This is a genomic window from Pseudomonas sp. Leaf434 (genome assembly GCF_001425545.1).
GTDB classification, from domain to species: domain Bacteria; phylum Pseudomonadota; class Gammaproteobacteria; order Pseudomonadales; family Pseudomonadaceae; genus Aquipseudomonas; species Aquipseudomonas siliginis.
Genome location: NZ_LMQZ01000010.1, coordinates 99,580 through 126,224 on the forward strand (window position 1 = coordinate 99,580; position 26,645 = coordinate 126,224).

Below are 26,645 nucleotides of genomic sequence, written 5' to 3' on the forward strand. Positions count from 1 at the left end.
CTCAGCCATGATCAAAACCGGCTACCGACCTCTTCCATAAAAGTGCAAGCATTCCCACCCCGACCGCCAACCACAACGTTACCAGCCGTAACAAAACCGTCGCCGCGATCGCATCTGCCAACCCGACTCCGCCTGAAACCAGCAGCGCTAGCATCGCTGCTTCGGCACTGCCCAAACCGCCCGGCATGAAACTCAGAGCCCCCGCCAACATGGCCACCGCATAAATAAAGATCGCCAACGTTAGGCCCACGTCCGCGCCCATCGCCTGCAAAATCCAGTAAAACGCCAATGCTTCAAGCCCCCAGGCCAGCAGGCTCAATAGCGTTGCGCCCATGAAGCGACGAGGGGAATGACAGCGGCGCGACTGACGCAATACCTGAACGGCATGCCCCAGCAACCGCGAGAATCTGTCGTGCCGTTGCTCAGTGCGACGATCAATCGCGCTGGCAAGGCTTGGCGAAAACATCATCGATGCACCGCATGCCAGGAGGACGAGACTGGCAACGACCATCGACAACCATTGCGGATGCGCGCTCAAGCCGAACAACGCCAGGCCCGTCATCGCCAGCAGGTCCGCAAGCCGCTCACTGAACAGCGCGGCAAAGCTCTGTGCGTAAGGCACCTCCAAACGTTTGAGCAAAACACCGCGCAACGCCTCCCCGGCCTTGCCGGGAGTAGTCGTCAGGGCGAATCCGGCCAGGTAGATGTTCAAGCTCGCCCGCCAGGGCAACCGGTGGCCCAGGGCAGACAGATAACCCTGCCAACGCAAAAAACGCAGACCGTATCCAAGCAAAACCACGCAGACGATTTGCCCGCACTGCCACCAACCCACTCGACTGACCGCCGCGCTCACCGCCGACCACCCACCCCACAGGGAAACAGCGAGATAAGCGAGGGCGGAGCAGATCACCGAGCCAATCAAAACGCGGTAACGCCACCCGGATAACATCAGCGTCTGATTCACAGGTTCAGCCTCTTGAACAGCGGCTGCGGCATCACCCGAATCAGCCACATGATCACCGCCCAAAAGCCGGGCACATACAGCACCGCCACCTGTCGATTGATCCCTCTGACTATTCGCCGGGCAACCGTATCCGGTTGCGCTACAAGCACGGAGGGCAGCGCCAACCCTCGCGTCATGGGCGTGTCGACTAACCCAGGCTTTATCGTGATCACATGCACACCCGCTTTGAACAAGCGTACCCGCAAGCCTTCGCAGAACGTGGAAACCGCCGCCTTTGCCGCGCCGTACAGGTAATTGGAAGGTCGTCCTCGATCCCCGGCCACCGAGGAAATGACCGCCAGCGTGCCGTGCTGCTGGACAACCATGCGATTTGCCAACAGCGTCAACAGCGCGATCATTGAACTGCCGTTATTGGCGAACTGCTCCATAGCCTGTTCAACGTGTTGTTCGCACGCGTACTGATCTGGCAGCGAGCCATAGGCAATCAGACAGATATCCACCGTCTGCAACGTCGCCAGGCATTTCTCGTACATGACCGGATGTGCCGCGATATCACTGGCGTCCATGACGTACGTGGTCACGGCTCTGGCACCTCGAACCTGAAGATCGACGCTGGTTTGCTGGAGTTTTTGCGCATCCCTGCCGACCAGGAACAATTCGCTGCGATCAGCCGCCCACAATCGTGCGCAAGCGCAGGCAATCGCCGAGGTGGCGCCCACAATCAGTATTTTTTTCATCGAGTGACTCGCTGCCAGAAACGGGACATCAGGGTCGGATCGCGCATCGCTTCCAACTGCTCCCAGGCGGGATAGGCCTGGCGAAAATCGCTGCCGCTCATGTGAGCGTCCTTGGCCGGATACAAGCGCCCCCCGGCTTCACGGACGATGGCATCGAGACGCGACAGAAGTTTTCTCGTCAGTTCATTGTTCTGTGGAAAGTCCAGCGCCAATGAAGTACCGGGCATAGGAAAGGAAAGCCATCCCGGCGAAGGAATGTCGCCACAACGCTTGAGCACCGCGAGGAAGGAGCCACTGCCGCTACGCGCAATCGACTTGAGTAATTCGGCCAGTGCCACGGCTGCAACCGAGGCCGGCAATACGCACTGAAATTGCTGGAAACCTCTGCGTCCGTAGATGCGATTCCAGTTTTCGATACGGTCCAACGGATAGAAGAACGAGCTGTAGGCAACCTTTTGATGTTGTCCGTTCGTTGGCTGCCGTTTCCAGTAGTGATCGTTGAACAGTTTCAAGGTGAGCGAATTGATCAGCGATACCGGAGGGCGGATCGGGACAGACAGAGAACGTGGTGCAGCGACCTCAAGGGGCCCCGCCTCGCAATGATCCCCAGCCGTGAAGCATCCGCGCCCTAGCGCATTGCCCTTGGCCAGGCAATCGATCCACGCGACGCTGTATTCATGCCGCGCATCCATGTCGACCGACAGGGCAAAAAAGTCATCCAGACAGTCAAAACGCACCCGTGTGCTGTCGATCAGGCTGGACTGGATTTTGCGCAGACGAATGCGCACCCAGGTAATCACGCCCGTCAGGCCGAGCCCGCCGATGGTGGCGGCAAACCACTGTGGGTTTAGCGTCGCCGAGCACACCATCGGCGATTGCATGGAACGGTGCAGCCCGAAACACACCAGCGAATGGGCAAACGTGCCGCAGCGATGGTGATTTTTCCCGTGGACGTCATTGGCCACCGCCCCACCCAGCGTTACATGCCGCGTACCGGGTGTGACGGGCAAAAACCAGCCACGGGGAATGGCGAGTTGTAAAATCTCGCCCAGTGTCACGCCGGCCTCAGCGCAGATCTCACCCTTTTCCCAGTCGGCTTCGATGAAGCGGTTCAGGGGACGTAATTGCAGCACATGATCGCTTGCGGCCATGCAGCTATCGCCATAGCTGCGCCCATTGCCAAACGGCAAAGTTGTCCCGTGTGATTCGATCAACTGCTGCCACTGCGGTCCGATATCCGCTTGCCAGTGGCAGGGACGACCACTCTGCGGGGCATAGGGATAGTTTCCCCAGGAAGCCAGCGAGGCCATCATGCCGCCACCCAGAAAATCAGACAGAACACTGTTCCCATCACCAGACTCAAGCGATCACGCAGTGCGAAAACCACCGGATCCTCATTCATGCGGCCGCGATGCGTCAGCAGCCAGATACGAGTGATCCAGAACAGCATCAATGGGCAGGCAAACCAGAGCCATCGGGGATATGCATACAACTCGGTAGTTGCGCTGTCATGGATGTAAAGCGCCAGCACCAGGACAGCGAGATAACCGGATGCGGCCCCCAAAGAGGAGAGCATTGCCAGGTCCGCAGGAAAGTAGTCGCGGCCGCCGGTCTTACCGGTGATGCCGCCGTGCAGCGCCAGCAACAGCTCGGCATAGCGCTTGACCAGCGCGAGGCTCAAAAACATGAACATGGAAAAAGCCAGCATCCACCCCGTCAGGTCGAGCCCGAAAGCGGCGCCACCGGCAATGATGCGCAAGGTGTAAAGCAGCGCCAAAGCGATGACATCCAGCGCCATCAACCTCTTGAGCACCAGCGAATACACCAGCGTCAGGCCGTAATAGCAGGCCAGCACGGCAATGAATGGGTGAGGCAGCCACAACCACGCGCCGATGAACGACACTGACAACAGCAGGGGGAAAATCAGCAGACCGGACTGGATGGATAACGAACCATTGGCGAAGGGTCGATTGCGTTTGCTCGGGTGCCTGCGATCATCGTTCAGGTCGAGCAAGTCGTTCAGAAGATAGACGCTGGATGCACACAAGCCGAAAAGCATGAAGGCCAGCAAGCCGCGCCCCAATAGCAGCGGGTTGGCCACTTGATGCGCTGCAAGCAGGGGAACGAAAATCAGCACATTCTTCATCCATTGATGAATGCGCAAGGCTTTGTACAAACTTCTGAAATACGTAACGCGAGAGTGAACCACCTGGGCTACGTTATCCAGATGCCGGGCGGCACGTTGGACGCCCGCTAGCGGATTGACGATATAAGCTTGCCTGGCCGACCGCCAGATCGGCAGATCGTCCAGCGAATTGCCGATGTAATCGAAACTTTTCTCCCCATATAACGCCACCAGCGCATCACGTTTGTTCGTTCCCGAAAGGTTCTGCTCGAGGGTTGAACCCAGAACGTCATCAAACACCTGCAGATGCTCGGCGATCCGCACTGCCAATGTGTAATGACTGGCTGTGGCGAGAACAATTTTCCGACCGGCGTTGCGCTGTTCCTCGATCATCCGGAGTACGTCGGGATCATAGGGCAAAGTCGCGAGATCGACGTCCGATGTCATTGCCAGTCGATCTTTCAGATACGCCTTGCCGTGCCAGAGCCAGGGAAAGAGTTTCAGGCAGTGCAATGGTTTGCTGCGGACAAAGGACATCACGCATTCGAACAGCAGATCAGATTTGACGAGGGTACCGTCCAGATCAACTACGAAGGGCATTGAAGCAGCGCAGGACGCTGACATCGGCAGTACGTCAGGCGGAGAGACGTTCATGCCCGTCGCCCTCGAAAAAGGACAAAGCGGAAAACGCAGTACCCTAAAAAAATATTCACCAGCGAAAACGAAGCGACCGTCACAAGCCCCGACAAGCGCCAGACGTCCCCGATGACACCCACGCCAAAACTGACGCCGCCCATCAGGCCGATGAACATCAGATAGGGAAATACCGGCGTTTCCCTTTCAAAGATATAAAGCATGTTCAGATAGAAAGAGAGCGCAGCAGCTACGCAGAACGCCGCAAAGTTGCTGGCCGCCTGACTCAGGGCGGCCGCCTGACAGAGCACGAAAAATATTTGCCAATGGATGAGCGCATCGGCCACTCCGATGGCGGTGGTTGCAGAGAATCCTTTCATGGTGAGGGCCAGCCGCTGCCAGAGGACGGACCTCCAAACTAGGCCAGAGCTTGAAGACGGTCTACTGTCAGAAATTACAGGTCGAGGGCTTTATCCGACCAGCGGTCATCTTGTCGTATTCACGTGTCAATAGCTCTTCCCGTGCGATTTTAAGGCGTTGACCGTTAATCGCCTTGCCTATAAAACTCAAAAGCCCCGATCTCTCGATCAGGGCTTCGTTGTTTACGCACTTAAGGTTCAAGAAACCGAACGCACCGAACCTTGCGTCACTTGCGTCGGCTGCAACTTGAACACATAAAACAACACCGTCAGCAGCACAAGAAACGCCGGTCCCACATACAGTGCCACGCGGGTATCCGGGAAGTACGCCATCAGGCCGACCACCAGTACCAGGAACGCCAGCGCGAAGTACGAGCTGACCGGGTACAGCCACATCTTGTACTTGAGCCCGGCACGTTCGCTGGCGCTCAGGCCTTTGCGGAATTTCAGCTGGGCGAGGAGGATCATCACCCAGGTCCAGATCGCACCGAAGGTGGCGATCGAGGTGACCCAGACAAAGACTTTTTCCGGTACCAGATAGTTGAGCATTACGCCCAGCAGCAACACCGCGATCGACAGCAGCAGTGCCCGGCGTGGCACACCGTTGTTCGAGGTCTTGGCGAAGCCCGCCGGGGCCTGACCGTTCTGCGCCAGGCTGTAGAGCATGCGCCCGGTGCTGAAGATGCCGCCGTTGCATGACGACAGCGCCGCAGTAATCACCACGAAATTGATGATGCCGGCGGCGGTCTTGATGCCCAGACGCTCGAAGGTCATCACGAACGGGCTGCCCTGGGTGCCGATTTCATTCCACGGGTAGATCGACAGGATGACGAACAGCGCGCCGACGTAGAACAGCAGGATCCGCCAGAACACCGAGCCGATTGCGTCAGGAATGGTCTTCTGTGGGTTCTTCGCCTCACCGGCAGTCAGGCCGATCATCTCGACACCGAGGTAGGCGAACATGACCATTTGCAGTGACATCAGCACACCGGTCACGCCGTTGGGCATGAAACCGCCGTGCGCCCACAGGTTGGAAATGCCCAGCGCCACGCCATCGTTACCGAAACCGAAGGCGATGATGCCGACGCCGCCAATGACCATGGCGATGATGGTGACGATCTTGATCAGGGCGAACCAGAATTCGAATTCGCCGAAGGCTTTGACTGCGATCAGGTTGATCGAGCCCATGCTGACCAGCGCTGCCAAGGCCCAGATCCAGCGCGGCACATCGGGGAACCAGATGCCCATGTACACGGCCACGGCGGTGATTTCCGCGACGCAGGTCACCAGCCACAGAAACCAGTAGTTCCAGCCGGTGAGAAAGCCGGCCAGCGGACCGAGATAATCCTGCGCGTAGCGGCTGAACGAACCGGCCACCGGGTTATGCACGGCCATTTCACCGAGGGCGCGCATGATCACCAGGATCGCCAGACCGCCAAGGATGTAAGAGAGCATGATCGCCGGCCCGGCCATCTGGATGGCTTTGGCCGAACCGAGAAACAGACCGACGCCGATACAGGCACCGAGCGCCATCAGGCGGATATGCCGTTCGCCGAGTTCACGTTTGAGCGGACCGCCCGAAGCGGTGTCGCCGTGCGGCAGAGGATTGCCAACTGGCATAGGGGTACAACCTCGTCTTGTTATTGGATATGACCACCGGGTTTCGAAGCATCGGCCGATAGGCCTTGGCTGGGCAGGAAACCGCGTCGGCTTCGTGGGCAGACGCGTCTTGCAGGGCAGGCCTGAAAGATCAGCGGGGCGTGCAGTATAAAAAGCTCAGGGCAGGATTTTTCACTCTTAAAGTCACAACATTCAGCGACAACTCTCGGCAATAGTGGGTTCTGCGGAGAGGCATTACCTGCATTACGTAGGAAAAGTCGCCACTGAAAAAGCCGCGAAGTATTGCACAGACATGGTGCAGCGTCATGTTCCAGCCCCGGTGCATTTGATTCACCGCGCGATGTCTCCCCTCGCGCTTGATCACGGATAAATCGCCCGGCGGATTCAGAAATTTCGCTCAACAGTTGCAGCGCCGACCGGGGCGGCCAACCACTAACCTTTGAAAAAGTCAGGAGCATATGCAAGGAAGCTCACATGCCAGTTCGTCCCAATTCCCACCGTTTGCGCCAAGGTCGTTTCTCGGAAAACGGTCGTGCCTACTTCATCACCTCTGTCATCCACGAACGCCAGCCTGTATTTGCAGATTGGCGGACAGGCCGATTACTGGTTGCAGAACTGCGCCGGGCTCATGAGCAAGGAGTCGCGCAGTCCATCGCCTGGGTTGTCATGCCTGACCACTTTCATTGGCTGATGCAATTGCAACGCGGCTCACTTGGTGAAGTCATTGGCGGTGTAAAGGCTCGCTGTACGCATGCGGTTAACAGAAAAACCGGACGTCACGGACCGCTGTGGCAAACCGGCTACCATGACCGAGCGATCCGTGACGGCGAGGACCTGGAGCCCATCGCCCGCTATATCATCAATAATCCCTTGCGAGCCGGGCTGGTCGATAACCTCGGTGATTACCCGCTTTGGGATACCTGCTGGCTCTGAGCGCAACAGCTCTCTGGAATAAGTGCATCTATTGTGGCGAGGGGATTTATCCCCGCTCGGCTGCGCAGCAGGCGCAACTTGCTCACATGCGGTGTGCCTGTAGAAACCGTGCTGGCAGGTTTTGGGGCAGCTTTGCAGCCCAACGGGGATGAATCCCCTCGCCACAGGGAGTCCCCGTATGACTGATAAATCGGCTAGCCATCTAAATCCATCGCTCGCACAGACACATCATGAGGATGTGAACAGCATCCTTGTGGCGAGGGGATTTATCCCCGCTCGGCTGCGCAGCAGGCGCAACTTGCTCACATGCGGTGGGCCTGTAGAAACTGTGGTGGCAGGTTTTGGGGCTGCTTTGCAGCCCAGCGGGGATGAATCCCCTCGCCACAGGGAGTCCATCGCTCGCACAGACACATCATGGGGATGTGAGCAGCCTCTTTGTGGCGAGGGGATTTATCCCCGCTCGGCTGCGCAGCAGTCGCAACTTGCTCACATGCGGTGCGCCTGTAGAAACCGTGCTGGCAGGTTTTGGGGCTGCTTTGCAGCCCAACGGGGATAAATCCCCTCGCCACATGGAGTCCCTGCAAGACTGATAAATCGGCTAGCCACAGGGAGTCCATCGCTCGCACAGACACATCATGAGGATGTGAACAGCCTCTTTGTGGCGAGGGGATTTATCCCCGCTCGGCTGCGCAGCAGGCGCAACTTGCTCACATGCCGTGTGCCTGTAGAAACCGTGCTGGCAGGTTTTGGGGCTGTTTTGCAGCCCAACGGGGATAAATCCCCTCGCCACAGGGAGTCCCCGCATGACTGATAAATCGGCTAGCCGCCTGAATCCCTCACACTGACAACATCCCGGCATGTGAACAGCCACAGGGAGTCCCTGCAAGACTGATAAATCTGCTAGCCACAGGGAGTCCATCGCTCGCACAGACACATCATGGGGATGGGAGCAGCCTTTTTGTGGCGAGGGGATTCATCCCCGCTCGGCTGCGCAGCAGTCGCAACTTGCTCACATGCGGTGYGCCTGTAGAAACCGTSCTGGCAGGTTTTGGGGTTGCTTCGCAGCCCARCGGGGATRAATCCCCTCGCCACAGGGAGTCCCTGCAAGACTGATAAATCTGCTAGCCACAGGGAGTCCATCGCTCGCACAGACACATCATGGGGATGGGAGCAGCCTTTTTGTGGCGAGGGGATTNCACAGGGAGTCCCTGCAAGACTGATAAATCTGCTAGCCACAGGGAGTCCATCGCTCGCACAGACACATCATGGGGATGGGAGCAGCCTTTTTGTGGCGAGGGGATTTATCCCCGCTCGGCTGCGCAGCAGTCGCAACTTCCTCAGACTCGGTGTGCCTGTAGAAACCGTGCTGGCAGGTTTTGGGGCTGCTTTGCAGCCCAACGGGGATAAATCCCCTCGCCACAGGGAGTCCCCGCATGACTGATAAATCGGCTAGCCACAGGGAGTCCATCGCTCGCACAGACACATCATGGGGATGTGAGCAGCCTCTTTGTGGCGAGGGGATTCATCCCAGCTCGGCTGCGTAGCAGGCGCAATTTGCTCACATTCGGTGGGCCTGTAGAAACCGTGCTGGCAGGTTTTGGGGCTGCTTTGCAGCCCAGCGGGGATAAATCCCCTCGCCACAGGGAGTCCCCGCATGACTGATAAATCGGCTAGCCGCCTGAATCCCTCACACTGACAACATCCCGGCATGTGAACANCGGGGATAAATCCCCTCGCCACAGGGAGTCCCCGCATGACTGATAAATCGGCTAGCCGCCTGAATCCCTCACACTGACAACATCCCGGCATGTGAACAGCCTTTTTGTGGCGAGGGGATTTATCCCCGCTCGGCTGCGTAGCAGGCGCAACTTCCTCAGACTCGGTGTGCCTGTAGGAACCGTGCTGGCAGGTTTTGGGGCTGCTTCGCAGCCCAACGGGGATAAATCCCCTCGCCACAGTGTGTGTTCCAGTTATTCAGACAAGCCGTCTCCTCCGCTCTGCACATTTTCTTCACCGGCTCCAACCACCGTCTAAGCTTCAGACAAGTCCGATCAATCTGCGTGAATGGATCAGTCGACTATGGGCGCTTTGTGGCAAACCGATTCGAGTAAAACCGTGGTTCAGACTGGACGTGTGAATGAAGCGCCTGTCCCTGAAAAACCCCGTCGTCAGCGGCACGGGTGGAAGGCTTTCTGGTTGCTGTTTTTGATCATTGCGGTGGTGGTGGGGCTCGCCGCGTCCAAGGAAATGCGCACTTCGCGCTTTCAGGCGCGGGAGCTGAGCCAGTACGCCGCTTCGCTGACCTACAAGCTTGAACCCGGCCCCAGCGAAGCGATTCGTTATCCGGGCAACGGCCCTTTCGATCTGCGCCTGGGTTACAGCTCTCTGGACGAATTCCTGCCACGCCTGCTCAAGCGCAATTACGTGATCACCGAGCAGACGCGCTTCTCCCCCGCCCTGCTCGGTTACACCGACAAAGGCCTGTTCGTGCCGTATTCGGAAAAGATCCAGGCCGGGTTGTCGATCACCGACTGCCGAGGCGCGCCGCTGTATCGATACAACTATCCGCAGCAACTGTATGCCGACTTCGCGGCGATTCCGCCGGTGGTGGTCAGCAGCCTGCTGTTCATCGAAAACCGCTTTCTCCTCGACCCGAAACAGCCGCTGGCCAACCCGGCGGTGGACTGGCCGCGCTTCGGCATGGCCGCGTGGTCGCAAGTGGCGAAGTTGCTGCACCTGCCCGGGCAATCGGCCGGCGGCAGCACCCTGGCAACGCAACTGGAGAAGTATCGCCACTCACCCGACGGCCTCACCGTGTCGGGCGCGGAGAAGATCCGCCAGATGATTTCCGCCAGCGTGCGCGCCTATCAGGATGGCCCGCAGACTCTCGGTTCGCGGCAGAACATCGTGCGCGACTACCTCAACAGCGTGCCGCTCTCGGCGGTGCCCGGCCACGGTGAAGTGCACGGCATGGCCGAAGGTTTGCGGGTCTGGTACGGCAGTGATTTCAACAAGGCCAACGAGCAACTGAACAGCCCGAAGACCGACCCGCAGACCATGGCCGCCAAAGGCCTGGCCTTGCGTGAAATGCTCTCGCTGATGATCGCCCAGCGCCGCCCTTCGCATTACCTGACCAAGGGTCGCGACGAATTGGCCAGCCTCACCGACAGCCACCTGCGCCTGCTCAAGCAGAACGGAGTGATCGACACCGCCCTCGCTGACGCTGCGCTGGCGAGCACCGTGTCGTATCGCGACTGGCAGACCCAGCCAACGATGCAGCCGATTGAAACCAACAAGGGCATAAGTGTTGCCCGCAGCCGCCTGGCGAGCATGCTCAACCGGCCGCTGTACGACCTTGATCGCCTCGACCTGTCGGCCACCAGCACCCTGCAGGGCGACCTGCAAACGCAGGCCACGGCTTATCTGAAAAAACTCGCCGATCCGGCCTACGCTGCCGAAATCGGCCTGCTCGGCGAACGCCTGCTGACGCCGACCAGCACCACGCAAGTGCGCTACAGCTTCACCCTGTTCGAACTGACCCCGGACGGCTCGCGGGTGCGCGTGCAGACCGACAGCACTGATCAGCCGTTCGACATCAACGAAGGCAGCAAGCTTGAACTCGGCTCGACGGCGAAAATGCGTGTGCTGACCACGTACCTGCAAATCGTCGCCGAGCTGCACGACAAATACGGCGCGATGGGCGTGGCAGAATTGAAAAAAGTCGAAGTGCCCGATCAAGACCGCCTCAGCCGCTGGGTCATCGACTACCTGATCCAGAACAAGGATCACGACCTGTCGAAGCTGCTCGGCGCCGCGCTGGATCGCAAATACTCGGCCAGCCCCGGCGAGGCGTTTTTTACCGGCGGTGGGCTGCACAGATTCAACAACTTCCGCAAAGAGGACAACGGTCGCCTGCCGACCCTGCGCGATTCGCTGCGCGAGTCGATCAACCTGCCGTTCATTCGCCTGATGCGCGACATCGTCCGCTACACCACCTACTCAGGCCCCAACGGCGAATTGCTCAAGGATGATCGCGATCCGCGCCGTCAGGAATACCTAGCCAGTTTCGCCGACCGCGAAGGCACCTCGTTCCTGCTCAAGTTCTGGAAGAAGTACAAGAACAAGGACACCCAGGCGCGCCTGGAAACCTTCCTCGACAGCATCCGCCCGACGCCGATTCGCATGGCGGCGGTGCATCGCTATCTGCTGCCGGAGGCCAGTCAGGAAGACTTCAACCGTTTCGTGCGCTCGCACCTCAAAGGCGCCAAACTCAACGAAAAACTCACCGACGACCGTCTGATCCGCCTCTACGATTCCTATGGCCCCGGCAGTTACGATTTGCCTGACCAAGGCTTCATCGCCAAGGTGCATCCGCTGGACCTGTGGATGATGGGTTATCTGTTGCATCACCCGGAAGCGACCTTCAGCGAGATCGTCAAGGCCAGCCATTTCGAGCGCCAGGAAGTCTACAGCTGGCTGTTCAAGAGCCGGCACAAGGGTGCGCGCGACAGTCGTATTCGCACCATGCTCGAGATCGAAGCGTTCCTCGACATTCATCAGCGCTGGCAGAAAGTCGGCTACCCGTTCGATCACCTGGTGCCGTCACTGGCCACGGCCATCGGCAGTTCCGGCGACCGTCCCGCCGCGCTCGCCGAGCTGATCGGCACCATCCTCAATGACGGCGTGCGCATGCCGACGCTGCGCATCGACAGCCTGCACTTTGCTGCCGATACGCCGTATGAAACCAGGCTGATCAACGACCCGCACGTGGGCAAACGCGTGATGCCGGTGGAAGTGGCCCGGGCCATGCGCGAGGCGCTGTCGCAAGTGGTCGACGCCGGTACCGCCAAACGGCTGTCCGGCAGTTTCAAACTGCCCGACGGCACACCGCTGGCCATGGGCGGCAAGACCGGCACCGGCGATAACCGCATTGCGGCGATCGGGTCTGGCGGGCGGATCATCAGTTCGAAGTCGATCAACCGCACGGCGACCTTTGTGTTCTACATCGGCGACCACCATTTCGGCACCCTCACCGCGTTCGTCCCGGGGCGCTCGGCGGAGAACTTCAAGTTCACCTCGGCTCTGCCCACGCAGGTACTCAAAGGCATGGCGCCGATTCTCACGCCGTATCTGCAACCGGGCAGCGACTCACAGTGCCAACCGCCACAGGCGCCCGTGGTGGCATCGGCGCTGCACTGACCGAACGTGGTCTGCACGTCGCGCCGAAGGCCATCGGCGCAAAAGGTGGTATTCGTGCATTGTTCCGATTCGAATTCTTGTCGCATCGCTGAGGCGATCACACGATTGTCTCCCGATCTTTGAACTTTTGTTTTGCCCTGCCGCCGGTACGCTGATCATTCCTCAAACAATCAAGGATGATTGGCCATGTCTGACTCCCCTCAGCCTGCCGAAGCCGCCGACAAAGGCCGGCATTACGCGTTCATCGAATCGGCTGTCAGCGCGCCGTTCAAAACTGCAACGCTCAGCCGCAGCCTGGCACTCGCCGCCACGCCACTGAAGCGCGAACCCTGGTACAGCGCACCCGGTACGTTTGCCAGCCGACTCGCCGCCGCCAATCTCAAGGCCTGGGACTCGCAGAACAAGGTCGATCATCTGCTGGCCAGGACCGACCTGTACGCCTTCGCCGAGCCGCTGCTCAAAGCAAGGATCAAGCAATGCCATGGCATCGAGCCGGACGTCAGGAAGACCTGGCTGCGCCTGTATATCCCCGCCAGCAGTCCCTGGTATGCAATCGACGTGGTCGACGGTTCGACGACCCGTACGGTCTCACTGCTCGATGCCGCTCTGCACAACTTTGCCGCCAACGAGACGGTCGGTGCAGGCTCGGACTACATCAGCCAGCCTGATGCGCGCGGCCACTTCGACGTCTTGCCGCTCAAAAACCAAATGCCCATCAGCCAGTTCCAGACACTGTGTCGCGACCTCGACCTGGGCGGGCAATATGCCAGGCACTTGCAGGGCTACTTGCTGCCCGGCGAAGCGCTGGCCGAGAGCCTTCTGCAATACAAGATCGGCACCAGCCTCAAAGACGCCCTCGCCGTCGCGGCGCACATCGCCTTGCTCAAGGCAGAGATCCAGTACGACACCTTCATGATGGTGCTCAGCTTCAGCACAGAGGAAAACCCGCGCTTGCGTCTCAACAACCGTTCGATTCGCTGCAATGACCTGTCCATGCTCGGTACCCGCCTGACCGGCATTCTGTTGCTGATGCATGGCCACCCCGACAGTCGTGGCGTTCGACGCCTGATCGTCTACGTGCCGCACGATCCGGATCATCCACTCAAGGAGTACGAGTCGCTGGCTGCGTTTCGTGAAGAACTGACCCGCCAGTTGCGCGAGGACCGCCTGAGCGCCTCGACCGGGCATACGTACCGGCAATTCTTCAGCCAGTTTGTCGATCAGCAGCAACGTGGGCATTTTTTTGCCGAACTCGAACAGCGGTTGTTCGTCGTCCGCCATCACGAACGCGAGCAGAGCACCGACCAGCGCCCGGTGTGGCGCAAGGACCCGGTGGAAAAGCCCAGGTTGCAGTTCACGCGCTTGCCGTTGCAGGGCGATTACTGGCGGCACGTCTATCAGCAGAAACTCAACAAGGTCATCAATGATGCGCGGCAAATCGCTGTCTCGACCGCCGATGCCGATAGCAACGCACGCTGGGCATGGTGGGACAACTTCAAGCGGATCGTCTCGGACATCTTCAACGTCGCCCTGCTGATTGCCACGCCCTTTGTGCCTGGTCTGGGCGAGGTGATGATGGCCTATACCGCCTATCAACTGACCAGCGATGTGATTGAAGGCATCGTCGATCTGGCCGAAGGCGTCTGGGAGGAAGCTGCCGGACATGTCATCAGTGTGGTGACCGATGTCATTCAACTGGCGGCGTTCGGCGCCGGCGCGCAGATTGGCGAAACGTTGCGGATAAAACTTTCACCGCAGGTCGATGCCATGCAACAGGTCAAATTGCCCGACGGCAAACCAAGCCTGTGGCATCGCGACCTCAGCCCTTATGCACGCGACGAGCTGAGCCTGGCAGCGCAATCGAAGCCCGATCGTCACGGCCTGCATCAACATGCCAGCGCCAGCGTCCTGCCGCTGGAAGGCAAGCTCTATGTGGTGGAAAAAGCCTCCGCCGATGCCACCAGCAAAACCCACCGGATCAAACATCCGAATCGAGAAAATGCCTACCAGCCACGGATCGAACACAACGGTCACGGCGCCTGGCTGCATGAAGCAGAATCGCCAGGCGACTGGCCCGACGCCCGGCTGATGCCTCGCCTGGGTCACAGCGTCGAGCGCTTCACGCCTGTGCAACTGGAGGACATCCGGCGCAGCAGCGGCACCAGCCACGATGAACTGCGTCGCATGCACAGCGACAACAGCCCGCCACCGCCGCTGCTGGCCGACACGGTCAGGCGCGTCAGTGCATACGAGGATGTCATCGAGGCTGTGCAGAACCTGCGTAACGGCAAACCGATCGATGCCGATGCGGTATGGCTGGAGCCGATGCTGACCAGCCTGCCGGGCTGGCCGCCGCGACGCGCGCTGGAGGTTTTCGCGCGTCAGGACCTGACCGGCTACTCGCATAAATACGGCAACCCGCTGGCGTCCGAAGCCGACACGTTGCGCATCAGCCAGGCTGATCTCAACGCCGGACACTTGCCCGAGCGGGTCGCCGGGTTCCTGCGCGACGACGAGTTCAATCATCTGCTCGGCCCGATGGTCACTGCCGAGCAACGGGTCGAGGTCCTGCGCAGTCAACTGGCCGACGCACTCAATCAGCAGCGCAGCGCCGTCGCCCGCCATCTGTACCAAGCCGGGCAGCGCAACGGCCACGCCGACATTGCCGTGATCAGACAGTCGTTTCCGGATCTGCCATTGCCCTTGGCCGAGACGGTTCTGAGCCAGGCTCGCGTCGCCGAACGGCAACGCATCAGCGACGAACAGCACTTGCCGCTACGCCTGAAGAATCAGGCCCGGGAGCTGGATTTCGAGGCGTCGGCCAGTCGCGCTTACGACGGTTTTTACCGGGACGATCTGATGACTGAACAGACCGAACGCCTGGCGCTCAATACGCTGAAAATCCACACCGACACCTTTGCCGACCTGCGCATCGAAGTGTTCGACGGCAGCCCGCACGGTCCGTTGCGCTGCAGTGTCGGGCCGCAGGACGCCAGTACTGTAAGGCAGCTGCTGAGGCGTGGCGAAGGCCGTTATGAAGTGCGCGACGCCAAGGGTCAGGTGCTGCATGACAGTAGCGATTTCCACGAAGCCATCCTGCGCGCCGTACCGCTCGAAACGCTGGCGAGTACCGGTTATCAGCGCGGTCAGGGCCGCGCCTTGAAACTGTGGATCATGGAACAGTGCGCCCCGCCAGCCGAACGCCGTATTGCTCTGGCGCAACCGCCGATCCGAACGGTCGCCCCCCGCGAGACGGAGATTCTTCTACGCGGCTGGCCCTGGGCGGCAAAAACCCCGGAACAGCGGCTCAGACAGTTGTACCCGAAACTCAACGACAGAGAGGTCGCGGGTTTCCTGGCGGCGCTGGAAAAAAAGGGCAACAGCGAACGCGCCATCGCCGACCTTGAGCGCGAACGCGAAGTGCTCGACAACGCCCTCGACAGCTGGCGCAGCAGTTACACCCCCGTCATTGAAGACAACGGGGAACTGATCGCGCTGCCAACGGATTTCGTCCGCGAGGGCGGCTTGTACATCGAGCAGCAGTTGAGGAAGTGCTTCAAACGCGAGAACGAACGGCCCGGCGCACGCAATCCCCATCCGGAACACGGCTATACGCTGGACCTTTCAGCCGAACTGCCGCTACCGAACCTTGAGTCATGGTGGCGCGACTTGCGACGGCGTCCCGGGATGCAGCAATACTTCGAGCGGATTACCGGACTGAACATCACCAACGTTGCGCTTTCAACCACACCGGACAGCCTGCTGGCGAGTTTCCCGAATCTGCGGCAATTGAGCGCCCAACGCTGCGGTTTCAAGGAGGTGCCGGCTGCCCTCGGAAAAATGCATCAATTGCAGACGCTGGACCTGTCGCACAACAGCATTGAACTGACCTATGACTCAAGCACGCGCCTGAGCAATCTCACCCGCTTGCACAGCCTGAATCTCAATGGCAACAACCTGCGTGTGCCGCCGGATATCGGGCGCATGGAGCAACTGGTCGAACTGAACCTGGTCAATACGCGCATTCGCGATTGGCCGGCAGGATGGCTTGAAGTCGATGGACAGATACGGCAGCGCCCGAAGGGGTTCTACCTGGACATGCGAGACAATCCGCTGGACACCCTGCCCCGGGTCGAACCCGGTAGCGATCAGGCGCGCCTGCTGGCTCGCGCACGGATCAGTGTTGCCAAATTCGACGGTGACCAGTTGCGGCGTCTTGGCGAGTATCGCCAGTCGGTAGGGTTGAGCGTCGTGCCCGGTTATTCATCCGCCGCCGCCGATGAGCTTGATTACTGGAAGTTGATGCCCGCCAATGCGGATCCGTCCCACCCTTCGGCAGCCTTCAGCCGCTACCGCGAGCAGTCCTGGCATGACCTGATGGCCGAGCCTGATTCCGCCGGCTTTTTCAGCGTGATCCGCAAGCAACGCGAATCCGCCGATTACGGGACTGACGCGGGGCGGCGGAATTTGACCGCACGGGTCTGGGACATGGTCGATGCGGCGGCGCTCGACGAACATCTGCGCAAAAAGCTCTTCGAGCAGAACGTGTCTGCACAGGACTGCGCTGATCTGGGCCAGCAGCTGTTCAATTCACTGGGGCTCAAAGTCCTGGTATCCAAGGCCTGGAACGAAACGGCATCGGCCTCGCAGCTGGAAGACAGACTCGTGCGTCTGGCGCGCAGCGCGGCTCGCCTTGATCGGGTCAGCGATGAGGCCGCCATGGAGGTCAGTCGCCAGCAACAGCAACACCTGATCGATCCGCGCCTGCCGGCGCCGGACGAAATCCAGATTCATCGGGCGTTCGAAGCGGGCCTGGGCGAGCGTCTGGATTTGCCCTGGCAAGCGGGGGGCATGCCTGTGCAGCCTCGGGCCGGGGTAAGCGAGGAAAAGCTCAACGCTGCCTACCAGAGAATCATCCAGCGCGAACAGGGGGATGGCCTGGTCAACGGCATGATCGATCTCTATACCGATCCTTTCTGGGAGGATTACCTGCGCAATACCTATCCTGACCGTTATCAGGAGAACCTGCGCCTGTACGAAGAAAAATTCCGTCAGCTCGACAGCCAGGTGTTCAGCAGCGACCGGGAGTACAGGAAGCTGGCCGACAAAATCAGCTACGAGCGCAACGAGCTATCCCGCGCCTTGAGTCGCCAAGCGCTTGAGCGGGCCGGACTCTGAAGCGATCACGCCGCATTCGGCGAGCGCTTCAGGCTGGCCGAATCTGCGCCGCGGACCTGCGTCGTGCGAGCGATACCCACCTCGCACGACATTCAGGCATCAGCGTCATTGCCGTTTGGCGCGCTGGCGCTGAACAACAGCACGACGTTGCCGCTGTAATGACCGGGGCGGTAGCCACCCGGCGGTTTGATGGGTTCGATTTTCAGCAGCACACGTTTACCGACAGCCGCCTCTTCTTCCGAAAGCACTTGTTGCGGAATGATGTGCGAACTCAGCACGACGTCATTGAACGTCACCCGCAGCTCAATCACTTCACCCGTTGTGCCGGTATCAAGGAATGGCTCGGTGGCCAGACGCGCCTCGATGGCGCTGCTGTCATGCCGCATGTCAAAAGATTTTTCCAGATTGCCCAGGCTGTCCGTGGCATGGTGCCAGGCCAGCACCTGCGGACGGTGAATCCAGTCCGGTTGTGCCGGAATGATGTAGAAGGGCCGACTGGGAATGGTCAGCGACACTTCGAAGGTGTGCTCCTCCCGGGCGGCCCACGTCACTGCCGCGGTCAACGCGGCGGCGACCGCCAGCAGGGCGGCGGTGCATTGCTTGATCATGTTGGCTACCTGATGCGTGAATGGAAAACCGGCCTAGCGGCTGGCGACTTTCATGGTTTTCTTGTCGCTGCCTTCGATCAGAAAGAAGCGGTACTCACGGCCCTTTTCCTTGTTGAAGGCAAAGGACTTGCCCGCCAGCACATGGTGTTTGGTGGTCGCCCCGCAATCGCTTTCCTTGCTCAGCGAACAGCTCTTGAACTCATCGACGATCACCACGGTATTGCCGTTGTTGCGCAGTTCGTAGCGACTCTCGGTTTCGTTGATCGCCGTGGCGTAACGCGCTTCCCTGGGGCGGACAAAGAAGATCGTGCCAAACCCGGTCATGACGTTGACGCCGGCCGACAACGACTTTTTGTAATCCTCCCGCTCTTCACCGGTGACGACAAAATCGTCTTCCTTTTCCGGCACCACGGGCACGAAGCGCACGCGGAAATAGCGTTCTCGATCCCGTTCGCCCATGTACAGCAAGCGTGTGCCCTGCATGCCTTGCGCCGGGACGATCAGCCGCGCCGGGCTGGCCATCAGGCCGTTGCGCGAGGCGCCATCGGCGGCGTTTTCGACAGCAATTTCCTTGGGCGTGCCGGCGTCGTCGTAAACGATTTCGAGCACATTGATCTTGACGAATGCGGTGGCGTCGCCGCTGTTGAAAACTCGCTTGAGATAGGTGCTCTTGTCGGCTTCCAGATAGTCGTAAACGGTGCCGACATTGATCTGCGGCCCGGCCTGCGCCGTCAGGCAAAAAACGCTGAGCAGGCCCAGCAAAAGACCACGGTTCATCGTGTTGAACTCCATGAACGTTGAGTGAAAGCGGACCGGGACGCTCATACTTCCGAATCCCAGATAATGGTGACGTTGCCGCGCAAACGGTCGTTCTTGCCCGGCCTGAGCAGGAAGTCGATGTCTTTCGATGCCATATCAAAATGCAGATAGCCAGGCTTGCGCTCGACATACACTCCAGGCTGAAACGGCGCTGACCAGCGATTGAAATTCAGGGAAATCCGGTTAACCGGACCGCCGCCGGGGCCGCTGATGCCCGACGGCAAACTCATCGAGACCTGAACCGGGGCCGTATCGCCCTTCGGGCTACCCAGGTTGCAGACGTTTCCGCCGTAGGAATTGCACAACATCATGACCTTGAAACGCGATGAGGCCGAAATGTAGAAGACCTGGTCGGCAAATATCCGTGTGGGTTTGCGTCCGCTGTTGATCCATGGCTCCCAGCCACCTACGGGCTCAAGCGTGACCCGAGTGCCGCCGGGGGGCAGGTCGACCTTGAGGGTGTGTTGCACGTCGAGGACGAAATCCAGGGTCAGCGTGGGGTCGTCGGGCTGCAGCAAGAGGCCGCCCAGAACAAAATCGCGGCCGCCTCCCAAGGTGTAAGTAACCGAACCGGTATATTGCCCGGTAGACATGCCCAACGGATTGGGAGTCCTTAATTCATAAGCAAAATCCATCTTGTCGAAAGCTATTGACGGGAGACGGTAAGCGGCGTTTTTGGAGCAGCCAGCTTGCACCGGGGTCTTCCAGAAGAAGCGATAACTGTGCGTACCGTAGGACGCCACACCGCTGTAACGGCAGGGTTCCGGCACATAAACCCAACCGCTGGAGTCCCATAATTTGTCATGCGCTTCAGCCACGTCTGACACGCCGGTGATGCTGGTCGCGGAATCGCCCAGAATGTACGTGGAGCCGATACCGATGATGCGCACTTCGACGGTTTCGGTTTCCTGCGTTTGCATATTGGTAACTGTCAATTGTCGCCAGTCGGCCGGGGCTTTCACCAGCATCGGTTCACCGCGTGAGATGAAGCGTGTGGAGTCGAACCGTACAGGCATCTCGATGCTGAAAATGTTGTGGTCGGCGCATTGCGCCGGGTAGCTTGCGCAGTAGCCGGTGTTGGGGGTTTTGTTCACGAACAGATTCTTGCCTGGCTGCGTCGGGTCAGGCTGAAACGTCGCACGGATTTCCTGATTGAACCCATGGGCGGTGGACATGGCCAACGCCAGCGTCAGCGCGCAGCCTGCCTGGAAGATTTTCATATGCTCAGCCTGCCTTCATTTCGGTGGTAGTGACGTCGGCGAGGGTGTCTGGGGTGCAACGCAGATCGCCGATCATCAACACGTCGTTTTCGCTGCGGTGGTCGGCCTCGTTCAAGCGGAACTGACACAGCAACTGGTTGCCCTGGCGCACTTCCAGGGTGGGTGAACCGGCGTTCATTTCCATCGAGAAGAAACCGTCGACTTCGGTCACGCCACGGCTGGCGTGGTTGATCACGTGGTGGCCCTTGAGCGGCCGCCCGCTTGCATCGACCAGGCGACCGAGCACGGTGAGGGTTTTCATCACGCGAACCTTGCGATACTCGATGCCGCCCTTGTTCAGGTGATAGCGGGTTCGCGCCGGTTCGATGGTGGCGGCCGGTACGGTGTTGCCTTCGAAGTCGAAGCTCACCGAGCTGTTCTGATAAGCGGTGATCGGAATGAAATTGCGCCCCGGCTTCAGCGCGGCACCGCCGCCGCTGTAGTCATCGGCCCGCAGGACGATGTCGTCGATATCCGACTCGACGTCGACGATCATTCCGGCACCGCGCACGTCGCTCTGGCTGGTCAGCAGCATCTTTTCGCCGCCGACCACCAGTGTGCTGTCGAGGTTGAGCCCGCCAGTGAAGTTGCCGTTGTAGGAAGAGCGCTGGACGAAGGCGTCGCCGTTTACCGCGTCGGTGCGGAAATTGGTCAGGCTCGACATGCCCAGGCCGTAAGTGTCGGTAAGCGCCGTCACCGAGACGCTTTGCAGCACGTGATCCTTGAAATCCTTGCGCCAGCCGAGCGAAGCATTGTTGTCGCGTTTGCCGTCGCGGGCCGTGCGTGAACCGATGCTGCCGGTGAGCTGCTGACCGGGAGCGCCCAACGCCAGGTTGATGCTCAGATCGACGCCGCGATTGCGCGCATCGCCACTGCTGAAACTGCCCGGGCGATCAAAGACCGACAGGCGCCAACTGGCATCACTGCCCAGCAATACGGCGCGCTGGGTCCAGCCCAGATCCACGCCCACGCCTTCGACATTGCCTTCGCTGTGCGAGACCCGGGCATTGACCGAACTCTTGCTGCTCAGCCGATGGTTGAGCGCCAGCGACGAATTGCTGGTCTGGCCGACAAACACGTTACGTGGACGAACGCGCGTGCCGTCCGGCAGCGTGTCGTAGGTGTTGGTGGTGTCGAGCCAGCTGCGGTTGTGGCTGATCACCAGACTGCCCGCGCCATAGTTGTAAAGGCTTTGCAGGTCCAGACCGGTGCCGTAATCCTCGGTCTTGTAGACATTGGCATACAGGCTGACGTGGTTGGCCAGGGTCCAGTCGATGGAAGTACCGTATTGCAGTTTTTCGCGGATCTGCCGCGCCGACGCGCCGACAATCACCCGTGGGTGCAGCAGGTAATTGACCGCCGCACCGGCGGTGGGACTGCCGCTCGATTGCGTGTCCCAGTTGCTCAGCAGTTTGCTTTCTTCACCGGCAAACACGTTGTAGCGCCAGCGTTCGTCAAGGTTGCGCCAGTTGCTGGGCTTGTACACCAACTCCTGGGTGGTGGAGGTGATCTGGCCGTCTTCGATCAGGCGCACTTCCACTTCATAAATACCGCCGGGCAGCGGCCGGGTGTCGAGGGTCTGCAAACCGGCCGGCACCGATTGGGTATTGATCAACAGACCGTCGCGCCAGATCTCCACCGAACCCTGCCGGTTGGCTGTCACGTAGATCGGGTAAACGCTGGGCATCGGGCTGTTGATCGCGAGGCTGTCGGAGCTGCCGTACATGAGGCCGACCGCCGTATCGGGGCTGGTGCCAAACGTGCGCGGCTGGCGCGTGAGTCCTTCGGAATTGGGGGTGAAATAGCCCAGGCGCAAGAAACTGCCTTGCAGTTCGCGCTGGGTGTGCAGCTCGTGCACGGCGTGGTAGAGCTTGTCGTCGGGGCCACCAAGCCGGGCCAATTGCAGATTCAGCGTCTGGCTCCAGTTGCCCAGGCTTGAACTGGCTTCCAGGCCAAAGCGTCCGCCGAGGTCCTGATCCTGGCCACCGTTGAGGTTGAGCTGGTTGCGCACCATCAGGCCGCTGCTACCACCGCTCGGTTGCTCGTAATAACGCTTGGCTTGAAGGTCGCGTTCGGCGTTTTCGGTGACGATCGATACCAGCGAACTTTCCAGGTTGTAATGCACCGCGAGAAACTGGTCGGGGCAGGAACCGCTGCACGCACCTAATGGCACGCCGGGTTTGAGGTAGCTTGCCCATTTTTCCCGTTCAGCGGGGCCGAAGCGGTTTTCGCTGGTGTCGGTGAATTCGAGAAGGGTGATGCGATCATCGCGGGACAACACCACCATGGCCTCACCCAACGGCTGTTGGTCGACTTCGACCCGCACCGCCAGAGGCACATCAAAGAAATGCTCCTCGAAATCCGCTGGCAAGCCTTTGGCCTGCGCCAGCAAACTGCGTGGCGTCGTACCGGCGGTGTTGGATGCGACGGCTGCGCTGGCACAAAACAACAGCGCAAGCGCAGCCGCGATGGGTGTCATCGGGAACATGAACTCGTACTCTGATTGACTGACAATGAAAGTCCGTCGGGGCAAACATCACTGCCTGCCCCGTCGGTTGACGCCACTGCTGAAAAGCGAGCGTTTTGGACCTGATCAGTCGATCAGTTGCCGCCAACCGGTGGCACGGCGTCGAAGATCATCGCCACGGAACCGGTGTAGTCACCCGGCTGAAAGTTGCTGCCTTTGGCGGAGATTTTCAGCGGGGCGCGGTAGTTCACATCCGATTCGGATTCACCGACGACCATTTGCGGGGTCAGGGTCAGTTCCTTGTTGTTGAGCATGACCTGCAGGTCGATCGAGGTATTGCCGGCAACCAGTTTCGGCAGACTTTCCAGGCTGGCGTGAACCGAACCGTTGTTATTGCGCACGTCGAAGAAACCGTTGACGTCGGCCATCTTGCCGGTGGTCGGCTGATAGCTCATGTCCTGGTCCTTGTTGACCAGATCCGGATCAGTCGGCACCACATAGAAACCGTTGGTTGGCACATGAGCGATCAGGCTGATGGAGTGCGACGCTTCGCCCGCAGCGAAGGCAGTGGAGGACATTGCCAGAAGAGCCAGTGGAGCAGCGATTGCGATTTTCTTGAACATCGTTCAGTACCTGTTTGCTTTATATAGGGGGTGTCATTGAAAGTTCACAAACCATTTGCTCATCGACCGCCAGAGCAACTTGAACTTTCAATGGCGGGCATCATCGGCTGTTGCCTCTGGAATGTAAGCAGGCAACTTCCGACAAACTCGTAGTTAAACAACCTCACACCCCGCCAGAAAAAAGAACAAAAAACAGATACTTGCAACATTCGCTGTAAGTTGCGCCCTACACACAGTTACAGGCAAAAAACCATACAGCAACTTAGCCGCTTTAACGCGGCAACTTGCGAGGAATTAGAACATATACTCAAGTACAACTAGAGCGATAACTTTAACTTTACGGTCACCGCTTTGATTTATTGATCAAAAAACTTTTTCCGGCTCTTTTTCGCTTTGACCGCTCGTCCGTCAAGCTCAGGACAAGGCCAAAAACGTCTTGCGCAACCCTTAAGATATATCTTAAGCTGTATCTAAATACGACGAGAGAGAAGCGAAATGAGAGACGATCATTCCCCCCATCGCGAGCACGGCGATGGCCGCGACGGCTTCGAGAAACGCCCCGGTCGCGAACGCGGCGGTCGCGGCCCGCGAGTTTTTGCCCCCGGCGACTTGAAATTGCTGTTGCTGGCGCTGATCGCCGAGCAGCCCTGCCACGGCTACGACCTGATCCGCCAGATCGAAGGCATGTTCGATGGCGCTTACAGCCCGAGCCCCGGGGTGATCTACCCGACCCTGACTTTTCTGGAAGAGAGCGATTTGATTGCCGGTGATGCCGAGGCCGGCAAAAAGCGTTACAGCGTCACCGACGCCGGTCGTTTGTCTTTAAGTGAACAAGCGGTGGCGCTCGACGGCGTACGCATGCGCATTGACGTCAGCAAGCGCTCGCTGCGCGGCCATGATCGTCCGCCGGAAATCCACGAAGCGGTGCACAACCTGCGCCATGCCTTGCAGCTGCACCACGGGCGCTGGAGCGCCGAGGAAATCCTGCGCGTGCGCGACCTGCTCAACGACACCGCCAAAGCCATCGTCGACGGCCCTGCCGTTCAACCTGCCACGGAGAAAGCCGAATGACTGCAGTCGATACTCAAACCATTCACCGCGTGATGCACGAAATCAAACGGCGCAAGCTTGAAGTGCTGCGCGTCACCGACCTGACCCCACGCATGCGTCGCATCACCCTCGGCGGCCCGGAACTGGCCGGGTTCATCAGCCTGGGCACGGACGATCACGTCAAACTGCTGTTCCCGCAGAACGCCGAACAAGCGGCGGCGCTGGAGACGATGCAACTGGGCGCCGGCAAGGACAACGGGCCGATGCCCGAGATGCGCGACTACACGCCGCGTCGTTACGATCTGGAAAAAATGGAGCTGGACATCGATTTCGTCCTGCACGGCGACGGCCCTGCCTCGACCTGGGCCGAGCAGGCACAACCGGGGCAGTTCCTGCACATCGGCGGGCCACGCGGGTCGATGATCGTGCCGGACATCTTCGACAGCTATCTGCTGATCGGCGACGAAACCGCCCTCCCCGCCATCGCCCGCCGCCTCGAACACCTCGCGGCGAATCGCAAGGCGCTGGTGGTGATCGAAGTGGAAAACGGCGCTGAGCAGCAAGTGCTGGAAAGCGCAGCGCCGTTCAATGTGATCTGGGTCCTGCGCGAAGGCGGCAAGGACAACCTGCTGGCTACCGTCAAGCAATTGCAGGTGCCCAAGGGCAATCTGTACGCATGGGTGGCGACCGAAACCAAGGTCTCACGGCAGATCCGCCGGGTACTGATCGATGAGCATGGGCTCGATGAACAGTTCATCAAGGCGGTCGGCTACTGGCGCGCCGAGGGCTCTGAGGAAGAGTGATCTCTTCCTGACCCATATCACCCTTGTGGGAGCGAGCCTGCTCGCGAAGGCATCGGCACAGTCGAAAGATTTGCTGGCTGACGCACCGCATTCGCGAGCAGGCTCGCTCCCACACTGGATCTCAACTTCGTGCGGACAATTTGCGGTCGAGGCCGATAATCAGCACCCCCACCAACACAAACCCCACCAATATCCCCCCGGCATTCGCCAGCACCTGTGGATAACCCAACGCCGCCACATCAATGAACGGATACGCATAAGCGCCGAGCAGATGCCCGCGCAGCAAGGCATAGATGAAGTACACCAGCGGATAGATCAGCCACAGCGGCAGATGCCACAGGCGCAACGTGCCTTTGGGGACGCAGCGCCACCAATAGCCGAGAAACAGCAATGGCATGACGTCGTGGAGCAACTCATCGGCAACAAACTGCCAGCCTTCGGGGTGCCACAAATGCCGTAACAGAATGCTGTAGGCCAGACCGACGACGGCGATACTCACCGCGATTCCACTGCTGACCCACGGCTGCAGAAACCAGCGCCGTGCGGCGGATTCGCGCTCGGTGACCGCGCAGGTCAACACCGTCGCCACCAAGGTGTTGGTCAATATGGTGAAGTAGCTGAAGAAACTCACCAGCCCGCCCAGCAGGCTGGCGCCGATGCTCAATCGTGCGAAGAAGATCAGGTACAGCTGAATCGTCAATCCGGCCCAGCCCAACACGGCCAGGCCGGTGATCAGGCGTCGGCGCCTCGCGCTGTCCATCTCAGAGCGGTCGCTTGGTGCGCATCAGCTTAACGTACAGGCGCTCGACCTTTTCCCGCGCCCACGGGGTTTTACGCAGGAAGGTCAGGCTCGACTTGATGCTCGGATCGCTCTTGAAGCAACGGATGTCGATACGCTCGGCCAGCCCCGACCACTCGTAGTGAGTCACGAGTGCATTGAGGATCTGTTCAAGGGTCACGCCGTGCAGCGGATCGGGGGATTGTTCGTTCATGCCGGGCCTTTGGGCGAAGTGAAAATGCGTAAAGCCGCGCACCTTAGCCGAGGGGCCGGGCGGGTGGAAGGCCTGTCTTCAAATGTAGGCCAACCTAGGAAGATCGCAGGCTGTGGCCCGACTCACAATGCGCCCGTTTGCCGCACTGTTACCGAATCCGAAACGCTGCATGTCTGCAAAAGCGCTTTCTCAATTTGTTACAGATCATTATCCTGC

Annotated in this window: 18 protein-coding genes; 5 read left to right on the plus strand and 13 right to left on the minus strand. The window is 59.6% G+C overall.

Going from position 1 to position 26,645, the window contains the following annotated elements; all coding sequences use genetic code 11:
- Window position 1: 1 nt before the first annotated feature.
- From ASG55_RS21005 to ASG55_RS21030, 6 genes are all read right to left on the minus strand, one after another.
- On the minus strand, window positions 2–964 hold the full coding sequence (locus tag ASG55_RS21005; RefSeq protein ID WP_056790077.1) for a lysylphosphatidylglycerol synthase transmembrane domain-containing protein: 963 nt from the start codon (window positions 962–964) through the stop codon (window positions 2–4).
- Complete coding sequence (locus ASG55_RS21010) at window positions 961–1,701, minus strand: SDR family oxidoreductase (protein ID WP_041479891.1); 741 nt, start codon at window positions 1,699–1,701, stop codon at window positions 961–963. The genes ASG55_RS21005 and ASG55_RS21010 overlap by 4 nt, the downstream gene beginning before the upstream one ends.
- A complete protein-coding gene (locus ASG55_RS21015; RefSeq protein ID WP_056790079.1) occupies window positions 1,698–3,014 on the minus strand; it encodes an FAD-binding oxidoreductase in 1,317 nt (438 codons plus the stop codon). The genes ASG55_RS21010 and ASG55_RS21015 overlap by 4 nt, the downstream gene beginning before the upstream one ends.
- A complete protein-coding gene (locus tag ASG55_RS21020) occupies window positions 3,011–4,450 on the minus strand; it encodes a UbiA family prenyltransferase (RefSeq protein WP_056790362.1) in 1,440 nt (479 codons plus the stop codon). Before ASG55_RS21020 ends, ASG55_RS21015 begins: the two co-directional genes overlap by 4 nt.
- Window positions 4,451–4,476: 26 nt before the next feature.
- Entirely contained in the window at window positions 4,477–4,839 is a 363-nt protein-coding gene (locus tag ASG55_RS21025; RefSeq protein WP_082530330.1) for a GtrA family protein, read from the minus strand.
- A 237-nt stretch (window positions 4,840–5,076) separates the two neighbouring features.
- Entirely contained in the window at window positions 5,077–6,498 is a 1,422-nt protein-coding gene (locus ASG55_RS21030; RefSeq protein WP_056790085.1) for an amino acid permease, read from the minus strand.
- A gap of 474 nt (window positions 6,499–6,972) precedes the next feature.
- Between ASG55_RS21030 and ASG55_RS21035 the strand changes: the two genes are divergently transcribed.
- The 3 genes from ASG55_RS21035 to ASG55_RS21045 all read left to right on the plus strand — a co-directional run bounded on the left by ASG55_RS21035 (window position 6,973) and on the right by ASG55_RS21045 (window position 17,808).
- Window positions 6,973–7,431 (plus strand): REP-associated tyrosine transposase, encoded by a 459-nt coding sequence (locus tag ASG55_RS21035; RefSeq protein ID WP_056790088.1) that lies wholly within the window; start codon window positions 6,973–6,975, stop codon window positions 7,429–7,431.
- 2,079 nt (window positions 7,432–9,510) lie between these two features.
- The gene (locus tag ASG55_RS21040; protein WP_056790090.1) at window positions 9,511–12,630 is read left to right on the plus strand and encodes a transglycosylase domain-containing protein; all 3,120 of its coding nucleotides are present in this window, start codon (window positions 9,511–9,513) and stop codon (window positions 12,628–12,630) included.
- Between the two features lie 186 nt (window positions 12,631–12,816).
- Window positions 12,817–17,808 carry a dermonecrotic toxin domain-containing protein gene (locus tag ASG55_RS21045; protein WP_056790093.1) on the plus strand — a complete coding sequence of 1,664 codons (4,992 nt, stop codon included), beginning with the start codon at window positions 12,817–12,819 and terminating at the stop codon, window positions 17,806–17,808.
- A 92-nt stretch (window positions 17,809–17,900) separates the two neighbouring features.
- On the opposite strand, the gene ASG55_RS21050 is transcribed toward ASG55_RS21045, so the two are convergent.
- The 5 genes from ASG55_RS21050 to ASG55_RS21070 form a co-directional block, all read right to left on the minus strand.
- The gene (locus ASG55_RS21050) at window positions 17,901–18,416 is read right to left on the minus strand and encodes a CS1 type fimbrial major subunit (protein WP_056790095.1); all 516 of its coding nucleotides are present in this window, start codon (window positions 18,414–18,416) and stop codon (window positions 17,901–17,903) included.
- A gap of 33 nt (window positions 18,417–18,449) precedes the next feature.
- Entirely contained in the window at window positions 18,450–19,193 is a 744-nt protein-coding gene (locus ASG55_RS21055) for a pilus assembly protein (protein ID WP_041479900.1), read from the minus strand.
- A 44-nt stretch (window positions 19,194–19,237) separates the two neighbouring features.
- Window positions 19,238–20,455 (minus strand): hypothetical protein, encoded by a 1,218-nt coding sequence (locus ASG55_RS21060; RefSeq protein WP_056790097.1) that lies wholly within the window; start codon window positions 20,453–20,455, stop codon window positions 19,238–19,240.
- 4 nt (window positions 20,456–20,459) lie between these two features.
- Window positions 20,460–22,982, minus strand: a complete 2,523-nt coding sequence (locus tag ASG55_RS21065; RefSeq protein WP_056790099.1) for a TcfC E-set like domain-containing protein — start codon at window positions 22,980–22,982, stop codon at window positions 20,460–20,462.
- A gap of 113 nt (window positions 22,983–23,095) precedes the next feature.
- Window positions 23,096–23,584 carry a CS1 type fimbrial major subunit gene (locus ASG55_RS21070; RefSeq protein WP_041479903.1) on the minus strand — a complete coding sequence of 163 codons (489 nt, stop codon included), beginning with the start codon at window positions 23,582–23,584 and terminating at the stop codon, window positions 23,096–23,098.
- 495 nt (window positions 23,585–24,079) lie between these two features.
- Here ASG55_RS21070 and ASG55_RS21075 point away from each other — a divergent pair, with 495 nt between their 5' ends.
- Together ASG55_RS21075 and ASG55_RS21080 are read left to right on the plus strand one after the other, a co-directional pair.
- Window positions 24,080–24,655 (plus strand): PadR family transcriptional regulator, encoded by a 576-nt coding sequence (locus ASG55_RS21075; RefSeq protein WP_056790102.1) that lies wholly within the window; start codon window positions 24,080–24,082, stop codon window positions 24,653–24,655.
- Window positions 24,652–25,437 carry a siderophore-interacting protein gene (locus tag ASG55_RS21080; RefSeq protein ID WP_056790103.1) on the plus strand — a complete coding sequence of 262 codons (786 nt, stop codon included), beginning with the start codon at window positions 24,652–24,654 and terminating at the stop codon, window positions 25,435–25,437. The genes ASG55_RS21075 and ASG55_RS21080 overlap by 4 nt, the downstream gene beginning before the upstream one ends.
- 121 nt (window positions 25,438–25,558) lie before the next feature.
- Here ASG55_RS21080 and ASG55_RS21085 read toward each other — a convergent pair whose 3' ends face one another.
- Both ASG55_RS21085 and ASG55_RS21090 read right to left on the minus strand, forming a co-directional pair.
- On the minus strand, window positions 25,559–26,197 hold the full coding sequence (locus ASG55_RS21085; RefSeq protein ID WP_056790104.1) for a Pr6Pr family membrane protein: 639 nt from the start codon (window positions 26,195–26,197) through the stop codon (window positions 25,559–25,561).
- A gap of 1 nt (window position 26,198) precedes the next feature.
- A complete protein-coding gene (locus tag ASG55_RS21090) occupies window positions 26,199–26,429 on the minus strand; it encodes a VF530 family DNA-binding protein (protein WP_016773359.1) in 231 nt (76 codons plus the stop codon).
- Between the last annotated feature and the right edge of the window lie 216 nt (window positions 26,430–26,645).

Coding starts and splice junctions, on each gene's coding strand:
- ASG55_RS21075 (WP_056790102.1), top strand. CDS start 24,080: ATGAGAGACGATCATTCCCCCCATCGCGAGCACGGCGATGGCCGCGAC.
- ASG55_RS21080 (WP_056790103.1), top strand. CDS start 24,652: ATGACTGCAGTCGATACTCAAACCATTCACCGCGTGATGCACGAAATC.
- ASG55_RS21050 (WP_056790095.1), bottom strand. CDS start 18,416: ATGATCAAGCAATGCACCGCCGCCCTGCTGGCGGTCGCCGCCGCGTTG.
- ASG55_RS21070 (WP_041479903.1), bottom strand. CDS start 23,584: ATGTTCAAGAAAATCGCAATCGCTGCTCCACTGGCTCTTCTGGCAATG.
- ASG55_RS21045 (WP_056790093.1), top strand. CDS start 12,817: ATGTCTGACTCCCCTCAGCCTGCCGAAGCCGCCGACAAAGGCCGGCAT.
- ASG55_RS21085 (WP_056790104.1), bottom strand. CDS start 26,197: ATGGACAGCGCGAGGCGCCGACGCCTGATCACCGGCCTGGCCGTGTTG.
- ASG55_RS21090 (WP_016773359.1), bottom strand. CDS start 26,429: ATGAACGAACAATCCCCCGATCCGCTGCACGGCGTGACCCTTGAACAG.
- ASG55_RS21035 (WP_056790088.1), top strand. CDS start 6,973: ATGCCAGTTCGTCCCAATTCCCACCGTTTGCGCCAAGGTCGTTTCTCG.
- ASG55_RS21025 (WP_082530330.1), bottom strand. CDS start 4,839: ATGAAAGGATTCTCTGCAACCACCGCCATCGGAGTGGCCGATGCGCTC.
- ASG55_RS21010 (WP_041479891.1), bottom strand. CDS start 1,701: ATGAAAAAAATACTGATTGTGGGCGCCACCTCGGCGATTGCCTGCGCT.
- ASG55_RS21065 (WP_056790099.1), bottom strand. CDS start 22,982: ATGTTCCCGATGACACCCATCGCGGCTGCGCTTGCGCTGTTGTTTTGT.
- ASG55_RS21015 (WP_056790079.1), bottom strand. CDS start 3,014: ATGATGGCCTCGCTGGCTTCCTGGGGAAACTATCCCTATGCCCCGCAG.
- ASG55_RS21055 (WP_041479900.1), bottom strand. CDS start 19,193: ATGAACCGTGGTCTTTTGCTGGGCCTGCTCAGCGTTTTTTGCCTGACG.
- ASG55_RS21020 (WP_056790362.1), bottom strand. CDS start 4,450: ATGTCAGCGTCCTGCGCTGCTTCAATGCCCTTCGTAGTTGATCTGGAC.
- ASG55_RS21060 (WP_056790097.1), bottom strand. CDS start 20,455: ATGAAAATCTTCCAGGCAGGCTGCGCGCTGACGCTGGCGTTGGCCATG.
- ASG55_RS21040 (WP_056790090.1), top strand. CDS start 9,511: ATGGGCGCTTTGTGGCAAACCGATTCGAGTAAAACCGTGGTTCAGACT.
- ASG55_RS21030 (WP_056790085.1), bottom strand. CDS start 6,498: ATGCCAGTTGGCAATCCTCTGCCGCACGGCGACACCGCTTCGGGCGGT.